This window comes from Citrobacter sp. Cy070, from assembly GCF_030332245.1.
Lineage (GTDB): Bacteria > Pseudomonadota > Gammaproteobacteria > Enterobacterales > Enterobacteriaceae > Citrobacter > Citrobacter youngae.
In genome coordinates, this window is record NZ_JAOWIG010000043.1 from 1 (window position 1) to 18216 (window position 18216).

15 protein-coding genes and 1 pseudogene are annotated in these 18216 nt (G+C 55.4%); 9 read left to right on the forward strand and 7 right to left on the reverse strand.

Annotation, left to right across the window (positions count from 1 at the left end; translation table 11 throughout):
* On the forward strand, nt 1-330 hold a 330-nt coding region (locus OGY19_RS04075; protein ID WP_202096121.1), incomplete at its 5' end, for a transposase.
* Nucleotides 331-446: 116 nt separating this feature from the next.
* Here OGY19_RS04075 and OGY19_RS04080 read toward each other — a convergent pair.
* Nucleotides 447-767, reverse strand: a pseudogene (locus OGY19_RS04080) (autotransporter YaiT-related protein); the annotation flags it as partial.
* A 488-nt stretch (nt 768-1255) separates the two neighbouring features.
* On the opposite strand from OGY19_RS04080, the gene hemB reads away from it, so the two are divergent.
* Both hemB and olsF read left to right on the forward strand, forming a co-directional pair.
* Nucleotides 1256-2230: a porphobilinogen synthase gene (gene hemB, locus OGY19_RS04085; protein WP_045440399.1), complete on the forward strand. Its 975-nt coding sequence runs from the start codon at nt 1256-1258 to the stop codon at nt 2228-2230.
* 112 nt (nt 2231-2342) lie between these two features.
* Nucleotides 2343-4049, forward strand: coding sequence for a bifunctional ornithine lipid synthase OlsF (olsF, locus tag OGY19_RS04090; protein ID WP_115600869.1), 1707 nt, complete (start codon nt 2343-2345; stop codon nt 4047-4049).
* An 86-nt stretch (nt 4050-4135) separates the two neighbouring features.
* Here the strand turns inward: olsF and tauD are convergent, their stop codons facing one another.
* The 4 genes from tauD to tauA are packed head-to-tail and all read right to left on the reverse strand — an operon-like array spanning nt 4136 to nt 7550.
* Nucleotides 4136-4987 (reverse strand): taurine dioxygenase, encoded by an 852-nt coding sequence (tauD, locus tag OGY19_RS04095; RefSeq protein ID WP_115600870.1) that lies wholly within the window; start codon nt 4985-4987, stop codon nt 4136-4138.
* Complete coding sequence (gene tauC, locus OGY19_RS04100; protein WP_115600871.1) at nt 4984-5811, reverse strand: taurine ABC transporter permease TauC; 828 nt, start codon at nt 5809-5811, stop codon at nt 4984-4986. The genes tauD and tauC overlap by 4 nt, the downstream gene beginning before the upstream one ends.
* Nucleotides 5808-6575: a taurine ABC transporter ATP-binding subunit gene (tauB, locus tag OGY19_RS04105; protein ID WP_115600872.1), complete on the reverse strand. Its 768-nt coding sequence runs from the start codon at nt 6573-6575 to the stop codon at nt 5808-5810. Before tauB ends, tauC begins: the two co-directional genes overlap by 4 nt.
* Before the next feature lie 12 nt (nt 6576-6587).
* Nucleotides 6588-7550 (reverse strand): taurine ABC transporter substrate-binding protein, encoded by a 963-nt coding sequence (tauA, locus tag OGY19_RS04110; protein WP_286596236.1) that lies wholly within the window; start codon nt 7548-7550, stop codon nt 6588-6590.
* Nucleotides 7551-7885: 335 nt separating this feature from the next.
* Here tauA and OGY19_RS04115 point away from each other — a divergent pair, with 335 nt between their 5' ends.
* From OGY19_RS04115 to fbpC, 6 genes are all read left to right on the forward strand, one after another.
* Nucleotides 7886-8515, forward strand: a complete 630-nt coding sequence (locus OGY19_RS04115; protein ID WP_115602356.1) for a response regulator transcription factor — start codon at nt 7886-7888, stop codon at nt 8513-8515.
* Nucleotides 8515-10056, forward strand: a complete 1542-nt coding sequence (locus OGY19_RS04120) for an MASE1 domain-containing sensor histidine kinase (protein ID WP_115600874.1) — start codon at nt 8515-8517, stop codon at nt 10054-10056. The genes OGY19_RS04115 and OGY19_RS04120 overlap by 1 nt, the downstream gene beginning before the upstream one ends.
* 85 nt (nt 10057-10141) lie before the next feature.
* Nucleotides 10142-11446 (forward strand): MFS transporter family glucose-6-phosphate receptor UhpC, encoded by a 1305-nt coding sequence (uhpC, locus tag OGY19_RS04125; protein WP_115600875.1) that lies wholly within the window; start codon nt 10142-10144, stop codon nt 11444-11446.
* A complete protein-coding gene (locus tag OGY19_RS04130; protein ID WP_003021397.1) occupies nt 11443-12474 on the forward strand; it encodes an ABC transporter substrate-binding protein in 1032 nt (343 codons plus the stop codon). The genes uhpC and OGY19_RS04130 overlap by 4 nt, the downstream gene beginning before the upstream one ends.
* 69 nt (nt 12475-12543) lie before the next feature.
* Complete coding sequence (locus OGY19_RS04135) at nt 12544-14622, forward strand: ABC transporter permease (RefSeq protein ID WP_286596237.1); 2079 nt, start codon at nt 12544-12546, stop codon at nt 14620-14622.
* 11 nt (nt 14623-14633) lie between these two features.
* The gene (gene fbpC, locus OGY19_RS04140; protein WP_115600876.1) at nt 14634-15680 is read left to right on the forward strand and encodes a ferric ABC transporter ATP-binding protein; all 1047 of its coding nucleotides are present in this window, start codon (nt 14634-14636) and stop codon (nt 15678-15680) included.
* Nucleotides 15681-15788: 108 nt separating this feature from the next.
* Here the strand turns inward: fbpC and mmuM are convergent, their stop codons facing one another.
* Both mmuM and mmuP read right to left on the reverse strand, forming a co-directional pair.
* Complete coding sequence (gene mmuM, locus OGY19_RS04145) at nt 15789-16721, reverse strand: homocysteine S-methyltransferase (protein WP_115600877.1); 933 nt, start codon at nt 16719-16721, stop codon at nt 15789-15791.
* On the reverse strand, nt 16708-18111 hold the full coding sequence (mmuP, locus tag OGY19_RS04150; protein WP_044714461.1) for an S-methylmethionine permease: 1404 nt from the start codon (nt 18109-18111) through the stop codon (nt 16708-16710). Before mmuP ends, mmuM begins: the two co-directional genes overlap by 14 nt.
* Nucleotides 18112-18216: the final 105 nt, after the last annotated feature.

Here is an 18216-nt window from a genome sequence, read left to right on the forward strand (position 1 = left end):
TCAGCCGATGCCGGCTACCAAGGAGCGCCACAGCGCGAGGAGCTGGCCGAGGTGGATGTGGACTGGCTGATCGCCGAGCGTCCCGGCAGGGTAAAAACCTTGAAGCAGCATCCGCGCAAGAACAAAACGGCCATCAACATCGAATACATGAAAGCCAGCATCCGTGCCAGGGTGGAGCACCCGTTTCGCATCATCAAGCGGCAGTTCGGCTTCGTGAAAGCCAGATACAAGGGGCTGCTGAAAAACGATAACCAACTGGCGATGTTATTCACCCTGGCCAACCTGTTTCGGGTGGACCAAATGATACGTCAGTGGGAGAGATCTCAGTAAAAACCGGAAATAACGCCAGAAATGGTGGAAAAAATAGCCTAAATAGGCTGATTCGATGTGTTTGCGGGAAAAAAATCGGCCCAGATCCGCGAAATTTTAATCAGCGAGTCAGCTTGGGAAGAAATGACCTGCTTATTCGCACCTTCCTTAGTAGATAGTCCATCATCCAGATAATAAGTAGAAATAACGCCGTTAACAGTAGCGTTATTGATTACTGGATAAATATCACCGTTATAAATACTATCAGCTTCGTAATTGTTCCAACCGACATACCCATCGTAGTAAACACCATCTGCATAAGATGCGTCATTATAATGGGTGAACGTTGTGTACGTGGTTCCAGAAATATCGGTTGAAGCATTCGCCTGAGAAGTGATTGCCAAAGTGCAGGCTAATGCTAATTGTGAGACTACAAGTTTCTTTTTCCAGATGTGCATTTGTCATCCCTCCTCAGGGACGTAATATAGTTGATCCATCAATTATCAATGCAAAGAAAACATTTTATGTTTCGCAGGGCCGATTATGCTGTTTCACAACGGAAAGGTTCAATTATTCTTTGCTCACTGTCCGAAATCGGACAACATCATGAATTAACCAGGTCTTAACAATAAAACAAAAATACAAATATTTTCAACAAGATATAAAACACACAACATCTAACGCATATAATTATCAAATAATCCACCCAATACTCAAACAAATAAAAAATAAATAAGCTAGAGTTATGTTACGTGATAAACAAATAAATCCATCAACATTTAAAATAATAAAAACAAAAAAAACAAAATAATGAATATAAATAAATTGCTCTAATGATTCAGCCTTTCGCCACGGGAAATCCAAATATAAAGCCAACTTTCGTAAACCACCCGCCCTCAGGTTCGGGTATACTACGGCCTTCGATTTCACAAACATCAGGCATACCATGACAGACCTAATCCAACGCCCTCGCCGCCTGCGCAAATCACCTGCGCTGCGCGCTATGTTTGAAGAGACAACACTGAGCTTAAATGACCTGGTGTTGCCGATCTTTGTTGAAGAAGAACTCGACGATTACAAAGCCATCGAGGCCATGCCAGGCGTGATGCGCATTCCAGAGAAGCATCTGGCACGCGAAATTGAACGCATTGCTAATGCAGGCATCCGCTCAGTCATGACCTTCGGTATTTCCCACCACACCGATGACACCGGCAGCGATGCATGGAAAGAAGACGGTCTGGTGGCGCGCATGTCGCGTATCTGTAAGCAGACCGTGCCGGAAATGATTGTCATGTCCGATACCTGCTTCTGTGAATACACCTCGCACGGTCACTGCGGCGTATTATGCGAGCACGGCGTGGATAACGATTTAACCCTGGCCAATCTTGGCAAGCAGGCGGTGGTTGCTGCCGCAGCGGGTGCTGACTTCATCGCGCCTTCCGCCGCGATGGACGGCCAGGTGCAGGCGATTCGCCAGGCGCTGGACGCCGCGGGCTTCACCGATACGGCGATCATGTCATACTCCACCAAATTTGCTTCTTCTTTCTACGGCCCGTTCCGTGAAGCCGCAGGCACCGCGCTGAAAGGCGATCGTAAAACCTATCAGATGAACCCGATGAACCGTCGGGAAGCGATCCGCGAATCGCTGCTGGATGAAGCCCAGGGCGCAGACTGCCTGATGGTCAAACCGGCTGGCGCATACCTCGATATTCTGCGCGATATCCGCGAGCGCACCGAGCTGCCGATTGGCGCTTATCAAGTCAGCGGTGAATACGCGATGATCAAATTCGCGGCGATGGCGGGTGCTATAGATGAAGAGAAAGTGGTGCTGGAAAGCTTAGGCTCGATCAAGCGCGCTGGCGCGGATCTGATTTTCAGCTACTTCGCACTCGATCTGGCTGAGAAAAAAATCCTGCGTTAATTCCTTTCAACGCCCCGCACTGCGGGGCGTTTTATCATAAAACGTCACCAAACCGCCATCTAACCGACACATCGCCCTTCTACTGTCACAAAAGGACAGAGGAGGAGCCGCTATGTTTAGTCTCGACAATGTCATCGACGACCTGTGGCCAGAGGCGAGGCCCGCCCCGTGGCAAAAAAAAGTGCTGAGAAAACTGTTACATGAAGAGGAATTCCAACAGTTTGCCGCTCGTCACCGCCATCTGAAAGGGTTAGATACCGTCGAACAGGTGCTGGAGCATCTCAACATTCACTGTCAAATTCCGGTCCGTAGTCTGGAACAAATTCCCGAACAAGGGCCGCTGGTTATCATCGCCAACCACCCTACCGGCACACTCGACGGCCTGGCCCTGCTGTACGCCGTTTCTCGCGTTCGCCGCGATGTTAAAGTCGTCACCAACCGCATGCTCACTCATCTCGAACCGCTCAGTTCGCTGTTTATTCCGGTGGATAATATCAATGGCCGCACCGCTAAAGCAGCGCTACAGCTGATGGATCGACAGTTGCAAAACGGCGGTGTGCTGATCTTCTTCCCGGCCGGTGAAGTTTCGCGCATAACCCGGCGCGGCATTCACGATAAAAAATGGCACTCCGGCTTTATTAAGCTCGCCGCCAAATACCGTGCACCGCTCTTACCTGCGTGGATTGAGGCACGCAACAGTACGCTGTTTTATGCCAGCGCACTGGTATCGCAAAACCTGCCGATGCTGTTGTTAATGCAGCAGATGTTTCGCCGCCGGAACAGCAACCTGCCGGTGACCATTGGCGAGCAAATTGCGTGGACGACATGGTGCAACCCACAAACTACGCCGCGAGAAATGACAGACAAGTGCTACCGACACGTTCAGCTACTGGGAAAAGGACGGCCGGGCGTCTTTAAAACCGAAAGCGCGATCGCTCGCCCGGAACCCCGTGCCCTGCTCAAGCGCGAGCTACACCAGGCCGAGTGCCTGGGGCGTACAGCAGACGGTAAGGTTATCTATCTATGGCAGCGTAATAGTCAGGAAGAGGTTCCGTTGCTACGTGAGCTGGGCCGTCTGCGGGAAATCGCCTTCCGCGCGGTAGGCGAAGGTAGCGGTAAGCGCCGCGACATCGACAGTTACGACGATGACTACCTGCATCTGATCCTGTGGGATGAAGACGATTTGGAGATCGTCGGTGCCTACCGCTTTATGCCGACCGCCCTACAGATGGAAAAGCGCGGGCTGGACGGCATTTACAGCTATAGCCTGTTTCATTACGACGAACGGATGGACGATATCCTCCAGCACGGCATTGAGCTGGGGCGCAGCTTTATTCAGCCACGCTACTGGGGACGCCGCGGCCTGGACTATCTGTGGTCCGGTATCGGCGCGTATCTGGCGCGCCATCCACACTATCGCTACCTGTTTGGCCCGGTTTCTATTTCTGGTGGGCTACCGCCTTCGGCCCGCGATTTGCTGGTTGCCTTTTATCGCCTGTGGTTTCCGGCAACACATCCGCTGGCGGAGTCACGCCGACCGTACCCGGCCTCGTTACCCGACGCACTGGCGCAGTTTGGCGGGGAAAATTACAGTGAAGACCTGACGCGGCTGAAGTCGCTGCTCGGCAACCTTGGTTGTGGTATTCCACCACTCTACAAGCAATATTCCGAAGTGTGTGAGCCAGGTGGCGTACAGTTTATCGACTTTGGCAGCGACCCGGACTTTAACAACTGCGTGGATGGTCTGGTACTGGTGGATTTAACGTATCTGAAGGCAAATCGCTACCAGCGGTATATCGGACCGCATTTAGGTTTGTAGACCGGATAAGGCGTTTACGCCGCCATCCGGCACGGTGCCGGATGGCGCTACGCTTATCCGGCCCACAATCGGCACCGGTCAGGAACTCACGACGCACGATAGAACGGCTTATCCCCTAAAATCGTGGCCCGATGCATAATGCGCCGCTGCGGCAGATAATCCGCATTGGCGTAATGTTGCGTCACGCGGTTATCCCAAATCGCCACATCGTCAGGCTGCCAGCGCCAGCGCACCTGAAACTCTGGTTTAGTGACATGCGCAAACAGGAACCCGAGTAGCGCTTCGCTCTCTTTCTCCGTGACATCCACAATCCGCGTGGTAAATCCCTCGTTCACAAACAGCGCCTGTTTACCGCTTACCGGATGCGTGCGCACCACCGGATGCAGTAACGGGGGATGTTTGGCCACCGCGTCCAGCCAGCGCTGGTGCTCTTCTTCCGTCTTACGGTATTTGTACTCCTGGAACGATTTGCGGAAATCATGCTCTGCCCGCAGGCCGCTCAGCAACTGACGAAACGGTTCAGAGAGCGCTTCAAAAGCGGCAATCCCGCTGGTCCACAGGGTGTCGCCCCCGGTTGATGGCAGCTCTTTCGCCGCTAAAATCGCCCCGGCAGGCGGCGTGTCAATAAAGGTGACATCGGTGTGCCAATTGTCGTTATCCGGCGGATTATCGTTATGGGTATCCAGCACGATAATTTCTTCTACTCCTTCGGCATGCGGATAGACCGGGTGAATATGCAGATCGCCAAAACGCAGCGCCAGCGCCCGCTGTTGTTGCGGCGTAATCACCTGCTCACGCAGAAACACCACCTGGTGACGCAGTACGGCGTGATAAAGCTGCTCAAACTGGTTATCGCTCAGCGGGCGCGCCAAATCCGCACCGGTGATTTGTGCGCCAATATACGGCCCCAGCGGGGTAATGCTCAGACGTTCACTCATTGTACTTCTCCATGCCAGGGCGTCAGACGGCGCTGAAGCGCGCGCAGACCCAGTTCTAAAATAAACGCGATAACGGCAATCACTGCGATCCCCGCCAGCACCACATCCGTTGCCAGAAATTCACCGGCGGACTGGACCATAAAACCCAAACCTCGCGTGGCGGCAACCAGCTCTGCGGCCACCAGCGTTGACCAGCCGACACCCAGCCCGATGCGCAGCCCGGTGAGTATTTCCGGCAATGCACCGGGTAAAATAACAAACCACAACACCTGCGCACGGCTGGCCCCTAGTGATTGTGCGGCGCGTACTCTTACCTGCTGCGCGCTGCGGACACCGGCCAGCGCCGACATCGCAACAGGCGCGAAAATCGCCAGGTAGATCAACAAGATCTTGGAGGTTTCACCAATACCAAACCAGATCACCATCAGCGGTAAATAGGCCAGTGGCGGAACCGGACGGTATAATTCAATGATCGGATCGAGAATACCGCGCATCGTCGGACTCAGCCCCATCGCGATCCCAACCGGAACGCCCAGCAGCACCGCCGCCAGCAGGGCAATGACAATTCGCGCCAGGCTCGCTGCCAGATGCTGCCATAACGTGGCATCCATAAATCCCTGTGGCCCGGCAATAACGAGCAGTTTTTGCAAAACCTGCCCTGGCGGCGGCAAAAACAGCGGGCTGATTAATTGCAGCGCTGCCACCGTCCACCACACCGCCAGAATGACGGCCAGCGTACCAAGGCTTAACGTTATCTGACGTGAAAACGGCCAGCGCCAGTTCAGCGTGCGCTGTCGCGGTTTATCATTAATCACCACGCTCATGAAAATGCCTCCCGTTGCGCAAAGACGCGACTTAGCACGTATTCGCGCATGGCGATAAACTGCGGATCGGACTTAATGCTGCGACTCGACTCTCCAGCCACAAAGCGCCGGGCGAAATTCAGCGGCAGACGCTCCAGTACCCGGCCCGGGCCTGGCGACAGCAATACCAGCTCTGTCGCCATAAACACCGCTTCTTCAATATCGTGCGTAATCAACAGCACCTGTTTACCCGTCTCATGCCACAACTTCAGCAGCAGAGTTTGCATCTGCTCGCGGGTAAACGCGTCGAGCGCACCAAACGGTTCATCGAGCAGCAGGAGCTGTGGATTGGCCGCCAGCGCCCGGGCAATACCAACACGCTGGCGCTGGCCGCCAGAAAGCTGCCAGATAAAACGTTTTCCTGCACCGTCCAACCCTACTTTCTGCAACATCTCCTGGGCGATACGCTGACGCTGCACTTTCTCTACCCCTGCCAGTTGCAGACCAAAGGCCACATTATCCTGCACGTTACGCCAGGGCAGCAGACCTTCGTTCTGGAATACCACCCCGCGTTCCGCGCCCGGACCTTCCACCTTCTTACCTGACAGCGTAATGCTGCCGTGCTGATACGGCACAAACCCGGCAATCAGATTTAGCAGCGTGGTTTTGCCGCAGCCGGAAGGTCCGAGTACCACCAGCAGTTCGCCGCTATCAAGCGTCAGGTTGATATCATCCAGCACCGGTTTTCCACCGTAGCTGGCTGCGAGGTGAGAGATTTGCAGCATCAGCGCCTCCTTTTATTGCACGAAGCGATCGGTAACGTACTGGCTGTAATCCGTCGCGACAGCGGGGACTTTGCCCTGCGCTTTGAGGAACTGCGCGGTGTCGATAATGGCTTTGTTCACCGATCCGGTCAGTTCGGCAGTCTGCTGTTGCGGCGTCAGGTAAGTGTTACCTTTCACCAGTCCCGGCACATCCGCTTCCGGCACGCCGCTTAAACGCGACAATTTGCTGATATTCTCCGGCTGCTTCAGCCACTCATCGGGATTAGCGATATAAGGTTGCTGCGTATCGATAGCGCTTTTGGCAAAGGCTTTCACCACCTCAGGATGCTTCTCGGCAAAATCTTTGCGTACCACCCACACGTCCAGCGTCGGTGCGCCCCACTCGCCAACCTGCGATGAGTCGGTTAACACCTTGCCGTCTTTTTCCAGTGCATTGACCGCAGGAGCCCAGACGTACGCGCCGTCAATATCCCCGCGCTGCCAGGCAGCAATGATCGCCGGCGGCTGCAGGTTCACAATCTCCACCTGACCGGGCTTGATGCCCCAGTGTTTTAGCGCCGCCAGCAGGCTGTAATGGGTGGTGGAGATAAACGGCACCGCAATGCGTTTGCCAATCAAATCTTGCGGTTTACTGATGTTTTTCTTCACCACTAGTGCCTCTGAGTTACCAAGCTTTGACGCCAGCAGAAAAACTTCAATGGGTACTTGCTGACTGGCGGCGACCGCCAGCGGGCTGGAGCCAAGATTACCGATCTGCACGTCGCCGGAAGCCAGCGCCCGGACGATGCTCGCGCCGCTGTCGAATTTGCGCCAGTCAACGGTGGCTCCGCTCTCTTTAGCAAAGGTGTTATCCGCCTGCGCCACTTTGGCGGGTTCAGCGGAGGTCTGATAGGCGACGGTGACGTTCACCGCCTGCGCCTGAAATGCGATGAATGCCAGTGCACCGAGAAGTGCGTTACGCGATGAAATAGCCATGATTGTCTGCTCCCCTGTCTTGTTATGGAGGCAGTATTTCGTTGCGGCACAATTTGATAAAGGAATTAAAAATTCTGGCTAAGAACAAAGCGTTTTTAGAAAAAAAGCGGCAATGGTTAGCGATTTTGCTCATTACAGATGGAATTCGTAGGCCTGATAAGCGCAGCGCCATCAGGCACTGTTGCCGGATGGCGGCGCAAGCGCCTTATCCGGCCTACAACACCCGGCAAATTATTGCGATTTTGTTACATTCGTTACATAACTGCGTCTGGATGATTGCCAGCGTGGCGCTGGCAGGCATCATAGATATTCTTGTCAGGCAAAAGAGCAATATCATGATTCATGTTGTGCTGGTAGATGACCATGTGGTGGTGCGTTCCGGCTTTGCGCAATTACTCGGTCTCGAAGAGGATCTCGCCGTTATCGGCCAGTACAGCAGCGCGGCAGAGGCCTGGCCGGCATTACTGCGCGAGGACGTCAATGTTACGGTCATGGATATCGCCATGCCGGATGAAAATGGTCTGAGTCTGCTAAAACGGCTGCGGGCGCAAAAACCCGGCTTTCGCGCCATTATTCTCAGTATTTATGACGCGCCGACGTTTGTACAAAGCGCGCTGGATGCCGGGGCCAGTGGCTACCTGACCAAACGCTGCGGACCAGAGGAACTGGTGCAGGCAGTACGATCGGTCGGTATGGGCGGGCATTACCTGTGCGCCGATGCGCTGCGGGCGCTACGCGGCGGCGAACAGCCCGCACAGGTACTGGAAGTACTGACCCCACGCGAGCGCGAAGTGTTTGAGCTGTTGGTCAAAGGCGACAGCGTAAAAGAGATCGCCTTCAAGCTCGACCTCAGCCACAAGACGGTGCACGTTCATCGCGCGAATGTACTGGGCAAGCTGCAATGCCACAGCACCATCGATCTGGTGCATTTTGCCCTCGACCACCAGTTACTGACGGGGCATTAATGTCTCGCTCTGCTCGCCACTGGGTTATCTCTCTGTTTATTCTGCTGGCCTGGGGTTCGGGCTGGCTAATGCTGTGGACGTTAGGTTTTTACCTGACCCACAATGGTCAGCAGGCGGCATTATTTCTGCCGCACGGCGTGTATCTCGCGCTATTGATCCTGCTGTCTCGCCGCTACTGGCCCGCGCTGGTATTGCCGCCGGTGCTGATGTTGTTCTGGCTGCACAGCGAGCAATTATTGAATGGCTATATCCTGCTGGCTGCGCCGTTAATTAGCCTGATTCCGGCGAGCATCGGCCAGTCATACTGGCACCGCTTCCCCCTTTACTGGCAGCGCTTAACGCTGCTGCTGGCCGCGGTGACGCTCACCTCATTGCTCAATACCGCCCTGCTTTCACCTTTTATTCAAAGCCCGGCAACGTTAATTGGCCTGGCGTCGTTTACCGGCGGCGTGCTGCTGACGCCGTTTGTCTATCTGATCTATGAATTTCTGCGCCAGCAGCACCGCTACCATTTGCTCGGGCTGGATACCAGCAATCCCCCGCTGCGCACCTCGCTTATCATCTGGTGCAGCCTGTTTTTTATTATTGGCATCGGCACCCAGATGGTGTTGTCGCCGGAGATCGAGCGCCTGTTGCTGATCGTGGTGTTCTTACCGAACGTGGTGATGGCGTGGAAATTTGGCTGGCAGGGCGGCGTGTTGTCCGGATTGCTCGGCAGTATGATGATCACCATCGCCCGGCAAATCGGCGTCGGGTTCAGTAATTTACTGGAGCTGGAGATTTTCCTCGCCACCCAGGCGCTGCTGGGTATAGGGCTGGGGATCGCCATCAGCCGCCAGCAGCATCTGGCGCAAAACCTGCACCATTATCGCCAGCGTCTGGAAAGCGAACTGGCGGCGCGTCGCGCGCTGACCGAACAGCTGATCCGCACCGAAGAAAACACGCGCAAAAGCCTGGCGCGGGAACTGCACGACGAAATTGGTCAGAACATCACCGCCATTCAAATTCAATCACAACTGGTCAAACGCACACCGGGTCGCGAGCAAACGCTTGAGGCGGCAAATCAGATCAACGACCTGGCCCGGCGTATTCACCACTCCACCCGCCAGCTGCTGCGCCAGCTGCGCCCACCCGCGCTCGATGAACTGTCTTTTAAAGATGCACTACATCATCTGGTGAATGAATTTGCTTTTGCTGAACGGGGTATTCGCTGTCGCTTTGATTATCAGCTAGAGAATACGCCAGAAAACGAAACGGTGCGCTTCACGCTGTATCGCCTGTTGCAGGAGCTACTCAATAACGTCTGTAAACATGCCGACGCCAGCGAAGTATCGATTACGCTGCGTCAGCAGGAACATAGCTTGTTTCTGGACGTCGCTGACAACGGCGTGGGTATTCTGCCGGAAAAAATTCCCGGTTTCGGTATCCAGGGAATGCGTGAGCGAGTCAGCGCTCTTGGCGGTGAACTGACGCTCGAATCGAACAGCGGCACGCGGGTAATTGTTAACCTGCCCACAAATTTGCAACAAATCAGCCACTAACCAGGAAAAAGTCTTAGCCACTCTGGACTTTCTCTCATCCCCTTTTGCTTTCACTTTCCTATAGTCAGCACAAACGGAGACTGCCATGCATACACGCTCAGCCAGCGAAACAGATCAACAATACCGGGCGCTACGCCCCCGATTGCTGATGTGTATGGTAATTGGTTACGCCGCGTTTTATCTGACGCGCAAAAGCGTTAACTACGTGCTCCCGGCACTGCAAATGGATCTGGGACTGGATAAAAGTGATATCGGTCTGTTGGGATCGCTGTTTTACCTGACCTATGGTTTGTCGAAGTTTACCGCGGGACTCTGGCACGACAGCCACGGGCAGCGCGCATTTATGGGCATTGGCCTGTTCGCTACCGGCATCCTGAACGTGGTGTTCGCGTTTGGTGAATCGCTGACGCTGCTGCTGGTGGTCTGGACGCTGAACGGATTTTTTCAGGGCTGGGGCTGGCCGCCCTGCGCTCGCCTGCTGACCCACTGGTACTCGCGCAACGAACGTGGATTCTGGTGGGGCTGCTGGAATATGTCGATCAACATCGGTGGCGCCGTTATCCCACTGATTAGCGCCTTTGCCGCCCACTGGTGGGGCTGGCAGGCAGCGATGCTGGCACCGGGGATTATCAGCATGGCGTTAGGTATCTGGCTCACCCTGCAACTGAAAGGCACGCCCCGGGAAGAGGGATTACCGACGGTTGGGGAATGGCGGCATGATCCGCTGGAGCTGCGCCAGGAGCAGCAAAGCCCGCCGATGGGGCTGTGGCAAATGTTGCGCATAACCATGCTGAAAAACCCGATGATCTGGCTCCTCGGCGTGTCGTATGTGCTGGTCTATTTGATCCGCATTGCGCTCAACGACTGGGGCAACATCTGGCTGACGGAAAGCCACGGCGTGAATCTGCTCAGCGCCAATGCCACGGTGATGCTGTTTGAAGTTGGCGGTTTGCTGGGGGCGCTATTTGCCGGATGGGGATCGGATCTGCTGTTCAGCGGTCAGCGTGCGCCGATGATTTTGCTGTTCACGCTGGGGCTGATGGTCTCCGTCGCCGCGCTGTGGCTGGCGCCGGTACACCACTACGCGCTACTGGCAATGTGTTTCTTTACGGTGGGCTTTTTTGTGTTTGGCCCACAGATGCTAATTGGCCTCGCGGCAGTGGAGTGCGGACACAAAGCGGCGGCAGGTTCAATTACCGGTTTTCTCGGGCTGTTCGCCTATCTGGGGGCCGCGCTGGCGGGTTGGCCGCTGTCGCTGGTCATAGAACACTACGGCTGGTCGGGAATGTTCAGTTTGCTCTCGGTCGCCGCTGTCTTTATGGGTTTATTGCTGATGCCACTGCTCATTGCAGGCATTACCCCTTCTCTCAGTCAAAGGATAAAACAATGAAACTGACGCTTACCTCTACCCTGATTGCTTCCGCTCTGACGCTGGCGGCCTTTAGCAATGCAGCTCAGGCGCAGGGCCGTCTGGTGGTGTATTGCAGCGCCACTAACGAGATGTGCGAAACCGAAACCAAAGCCTTCGGTGAAAAATATGATGTGAAAACCTCATTCATTCGCAACGGCTCGGGCAGTACGCTGGCGAAAGTGGATGCCGAGAAGAAAAACCCGCAGGCGGATGTCTGGTACGGCGGTACGCTGGATCCGCAGTCCCAGGCCGGTGAAATGGGCCTGCTGCAGCCGTATAAATCACCCAATCTCGAACAGATCATGGAGAAATTCCGCGATCCCGCGAAGGTGAAAGGCAATCTCTCCTCGGCGGTTTACGTCGGTATTCTGGGCTTTGGCGTCAATACCCAGCGCCTGAAAGAGAAAAACCTGCCGGTGCCAAAATGCTGGAAGGATCTGACCAAACCGGAATACAAAGGTGAAATCCAGATTGCTGACCCGCAAAGCTCCGGTACCGCCTACACCGCACTGGCGACTTTTGCCCAGTTGTGGGGTGAAGATCAGGCCTTTGACTACCTGAAACAGCTCAACGCCAACGTCTCCCAATACACCAAATCCGGCATTGCTCCGGCGCGTAACGCCGCCCGTGGCGAAACGGCGATTGGCATTGGCTTCCTGCACGACTACTCGCTGGAAAAAGAACAGGGCGCACCGCTGGAGCTAATTTCACCGTGCGAAGGTACTGGCTATGAGATTGGCGGCGTCAGCATTCTGAAAGGCGCTCGCAACCTCGATAACGCCAAACTGTTCGTTGACTGGGTACTGTCAAAAGATGCGCAGGAACTGGCTTGGAAAAAAGGGAAGTCCTATCAGATCCTGACCAACACCACCGCCGAGACGTCGCCTAACTCGCTGAAACTCGACGATCTGAAGCTTATCAATTACGACATGGATAAGTACGGCTCGACCGACGTGCGTAAAGCGTTGATCAATAAGTGGGTCAGCGAAGTGAAGATGGGTAAATAAACCTACATCGGCGATCATTTGCCGGGTGCGGCGTAAATACCGCATCCGGCCTGGAATACCGGAACCGCTATGTCACACACACTTGCACTCCATCCCGTGAAAAAACGGGATGCGATATTTCTTTGGGTTTTGCTTGGCTGGCTGGCGTTTGCCCTGTTGCCAGGCTGGAGCCTGGACTACGGTCTGCTGGAGTCGACGCGCGAGGAAATACTCGCCGCCTACGGCTGGTCACAGTTGAATATCAGTTGGCTGTGGTATCTGCTGCCGAGCCTGCTACTGGTTCGCCCGTTCCATGAAGCTAAACGCGAACAGCGCGGCCGCCATTATCTTGATGCGGGCTGGGCATTTTTCTGTATGGCGTTTATCGTCACCAGCGCGACCCTTGAAGGGCGCGGCTTAGGCTATGCCACCATCGTGCTGTTTATCGCACTTGGCGCGATCATGACCCTGGCGCTCACCCGCCTGGAGTGGCTGGGTGGCGACCGTTTCGTCATCGGCTCGCTCACCGCGATTGTCGCCTTGATCGGTATTTTTATCGTCTGGCCGAGTATCGCTATTTTTATTCCGATGTTCACCAACGACGCAGGGGAATTTGCCCCGCTGGCGTTTATGAATGTGCTGTCGCAGGCGCACATCATTCAGGTGATCCTCAACTCAATTATGCTGTCGATTGCCGTCGGCGTCGGCTGCACCTTCTTTGGCCTGGTGCTGGCGATCTACACCACCCGGATCGCCAAACGCAGCGCCATAATCGGACGTATCTTCTCGATTTTGCCAATCGTCACCCCGCCGTTTGTCGTAGGTTTAGGCGTCACGCTGATGATGGGGCGCTCCGGCTATATCACCGAATTTATGGTCGAATGGTTTGGCTTAACCAACACCAACTGGCTGTACGGTTTTACCGGCATCTGGCTGGCGCAGGTACTGGCCTTCACGCCGATGGCGTTTATGATCCTCGACGGAGCAATCAAAACCATTCATCCGTCGCTGGAAGAAGCGTCATACACCCTGCGTGCCAGCCGCTGGCAGACCTTTAACGGCGTGTTTGTCCCACTGCTGAAACCCGCGCTGGCCAACGCCTTTTTGATTGTGGTTGTGCAATCGCTGGCCGACTTTAGTAACCCACTGGTGCTCGGCGGAAACTTCGACGTGCTGGCAACGCAAATCTACTTCTACATCACCGGTTCGCAGCTCGACTACCAGGCCGCCAGTACGCTGGGTGCCTTCCTGCTGCTGTTCTCGCTGCTGGTGTTCTGCGTGCAATATATGTGGATTGGTAAACGCTCATACGTCACCGTTTCCGGTAAATCCTACCGGGGCGACGTGCAGCCGCTGCCGGTGACGCTGGTGTGGAGCGTGGTCGCGCTGCTGGCGGTGTGGATTGCCTTTAACGCCCTGTTGTACGGCAGCATTTTCTACGGCAGTTTCACCGTTAACTGGGGCGTGGACTACACCCTGACGTTAGCGAACTTTACCAAACTGTTCGGTCAGGGGATGAGCGACGGCGCATGGCCTTCACTGCTCGAAACCCTGCTCTACGCCGGTATTGCCGCGCCGATCACCGCCATCTTCGGCCTGCTGATCGCCTGGGTAGTCGTGCGCCAGCAGTTTAAGGGCAAAAAGACCATCGAGTTCACCACTATGCTGTGCTTTGCCGTTCCAGGCACCGTCGCGGGCGTATCGTACATTCTGGCCTTTAACAGCGCCCCGGTTTACCTCACTGGTACAGCGGCGATTGTCATTATCTCGATGGTAATGCGTAACGTCCCGGTCGGCATTCGCGCGGGTATCGCGGGACTCGGCCAGATCGATAAATCACTGGATGAAGCCTCGCTCAGCCTGCGCGCCGGTTCGCTGCGTACCATTACGCATATCCTGCTGCCGCTGCTACGCCCGGCGATCCTTTCGGCGCTGATTTACAGCTTTGTGCGCGCCATTACCACCGTCAGCGCCATTGTGTTCCTCGTCACGCCGGATACCCGTGTAGCGACGGCCTACATCCTGAACCGCGTGGAAGATGGCGAATACGGTGTGGCGATTGCCTACGGTTCCATTCTGATCGTGGTGATGCTGGCGATTATTTTCATCTTTGACTGGCTGATCGGTGAATCACGTACCTCCCGTTCAAAAGCCAAAAACCAGGCGTAATGGAGCGCACTATGACTCAGAAAAATTTCGTTGAACTGCGCAACGTCACCAAACGATTTGGCAGCAACACGGTTATCGACAATATCAACCTCACCATCCCGCAGGGGCAAATGGTGACGCTGCTCGGCCCATCCGGTTGTGGTAAAACCACCATTTTGCGCCTGGTCGCCGGGCTGGAAAAACCGAGCGAAGGGCAGATTTTCATTGATGGCGAAGACGTCACCCATCGCTCAATTCAGCAGCGTGATATCTGTATGGTGTTTCAGTCCTATGCCCTGTTCCCGCATATGTCGCTGGGAGAGAACGTGGGTTACGGTCTGAAGATGCTCGGCGTGTCCCGCGCTGAGGTGAAAGCCCGTGTCAAAGAGGCACTGGCGATGGTGGATCTGGAAGGCTTCGAAGACCGCTTTGTCGATCAGATATCCGGCGGTCAGCAACAGCGCGTAGCGCTGGCCCGCGCGTTGATCCTCAAACCGAAAGTATTGCTGTTTGATGAGCCGTTGAGTAACCTCGACGCCAACCTGCGTCGCAGCATGCGCGACAAGATCCGCGAACTGCAAAAGCAGTTTGATATCACCTCGCTGTACGTTACCCACGATCAGAGCGAAGCCTTTGCGGTTTCCGATACCGTGCTGGTGATGAACAAGGGGCACATCATGCAGATCGGTTCACCGCAGGATCTCTATCGCCAGCCCGCCTCCCGCTTTATGGCGAGCTTTATGGGCGATGCCAACCTGTTCCCGGCCACCTTCAGTGACCAATACGTTGATATCTATGGCTATCACCTGCCACGCCCGCTGCACTTTGGTACACAAGGCGAAGGTATGGTCGGCGTGCGCCCGGAAGCGATCACGCTCAGCGATCGCGGCGAAGAGAGTCAGCGCTGCGTGATCCGCCACGTGGCCTATATGGGCCCCCAGTATGAAGTCACGGTGGAATGGCACGGGCAGGAAATCTTATTGCAGGTCAACGCTACGCGTTTACAGCCGGACGTCGGCGAGCAGTATTATCTCGAAATCCATCCGTACGGCATGTTTGTTCTGGCGGATGCGGCATAACGTTTTGTGGCTTTGTAGGCCGGATAAGGCGCTTGTGCCACCATCCGGCAATACCTGATGCGCTGCGCTTATCGGGCCTACATTGAACGATGTAAGCCCGATAAACTCTCAGCTTCGCGCTTTTAGCGCGGCAATATCCGCAGGCGTGGTGCGACAGCACCCGCCAATCAACCGTGCGCCAGTGGCCTGCCACTGCGGCAGATAATCCGCCAGATGCGCACAATGCTCACCGTGATGATGCCAGGTTTTGCTCACGGCATCATACTGCTCGCCCGAGTTCGGATACACTACCAGCGGCAGCGCCGTTAAACTGTGTAAATGCTGCAACGCAGCGGTGGTGTTTTCCAGCGCAATGCAGTTAATACCTAGCGCCACCACCTGCGGATAATCCGCCAGCAACGCAACCACGTCACGCAGCGGCGTACCGTCGCTCAGGTGCTCGCTGTCGCGCAGGGTAAATGAGAACCACGCCCGCGCACGCGGATATGCAGTCAATAACTCAGCCAGCGCGCTAATTTCGGCAAAATTTGGCAAGGTTTCACAGGCCAGCAGATCGGCCCCGGCATCCAGCAAGGCTTCCACGCGCGGGCGGTGAAACGCCTGAAACTCTTCAGCGCTACGTTGGTAATCACCACGGTATTCAGAACCATCCGCCAGATACGCGCCGTAAGGCCCGACCGATCCTGCTACCAGCAGCGTGCCCGCCTGCGGGTTCTCGGCCAGATACGCTTCACGGGCTTTACGCGCCAGCTCCACGCTTTTACCAATTAGCGCTTTCGACTGCGCTTCATCCAGGCCACGGGCGGCAAACCCCGCCGGTGTCGCCTGGTAGCTGGCGGTAATCGCACACTGCGCCCCCGCCCGGTAGTAATCGAGATGGACTTCGCGGATAAGCTCCGGATTTTCGACCAGCACTTTGGCTGACCACAGGCTGTCGGCTAAGTTACAGCCACGCGCTTCCAGCTCCGTCGCCATCGCACCATCGAGCAGCAGGAAATCCTGTTTATCAAGGATGGCGCTTAACGGATTATTCTGCGACATGTTCGGGCTCCTGTTTGGCTTTACGCGGTTGAGTAAGGAAATAAGCACCATAACACACTGCCACAAACGGTAACCCGCACCACAGCGCAATTCTCTGCGCTGGATCGAATGCCAGCCCGACACAAGCCACCAGGCACAGCACAAATCCCAGTACCGGCACCAGCGGATACCACGGCGCGCGATAATGCAATTCACTCAATGCCTTACCCTGCTGCAGATGACGGCGGCGAAAGACAAAGTGCGAAGCGCAAATGCTCAGCCACACCGCCACCACCGCGAACCCGGAGATTGCCGACAGCGCGACAAATACCGTGTCCGGGGCCACCACGCTGGAAAACAGCGCCAGCACGCCGCCGAGCATACTGACCGACAGCGCCGTCAGCGGCACGCCGTTTTTCGTCACTCGGGCAAAACAGGCTGGCAGCGTGCGTTCATTCGACAGCGACCACAGCATGCGCCCGGAGGCATACAGTCCGGAGTTCGCCGCGGAAAGAATAGCCGTCAGGATCACGAAGTTAAAAATATCGGCGGCGTACGGAATCCCCACCTTCTCAAACACCAGCACAAACGGGCTTTTCTCCACGCCCGCCTGCTGCATTGGGATCAGCGCCGCCAGCACAAACACGGTGCCGATAAAGAAAATAATCAGTCGCGCGATGGTGGTACGAATCGCCACCGGAATGACCTTGCGCGGGTTTTCTGTTTCTCCGGCGGCAATACCGATAAGCTCGGTTCCCGAAAAAGCAAAATTCACCGCCACCATCGTCATCAGGATCGGTAAGCCACCGTGTGGGAACCAGCCTTCCGCCGTGATATTACTCAGTCCCGGCGCGGGCGAGCCATCCTGCATCGGGATAAAACCAAAAATCGCCGCCCCGCCGAGGATGATAAAGGCGATGATAGTGACCACTTTTACCAGCGAGAACCAGAACTCCCCTTCGGCAAAAAAGCGCGTGGAGATGACGTTTAGACCAAAAATAATCGCGCAGAACACCACACACCAGACCCAAACAGGCACCTGTGGAAACCAGTACTGCATACAGAATCCGGCGGCGGTAAAGCTCGACCCCAGCGCCACAGTCCAGGTCAGCCAGTAGAGCCAGGCCACGGTATATCCCGTTGCAGGGCCAAGATAACGCGCAGCATAGACGTGAAACGCCCCGGTCTCCGGCATCGCGACCGACAGCTCGCCCAGACACTGCATAACCAACCAGACCACCAGCGCGCCAATCAGATAAGCCAGCAGCGTTCCCGCCGCCCCGGTGGTGGAGATGATGTACCCGGTATTGAAGAATAACCCTGTGCCAATCACGCCGCCTAAGGAGAGCATTATCAGGTGACGCGTTTTCATTGTGCGCTTCAGTGGCGCATTTTGTTGTGTTGTTTGCATATAACCTTCTGAACGTATGGACATCTAAACATCCAAAGAAGGTTTGTTATACCGCGTTTGTTAACAGAATGCAAAGTCAACCCTGCACCAGGCGCAGATGCCCGC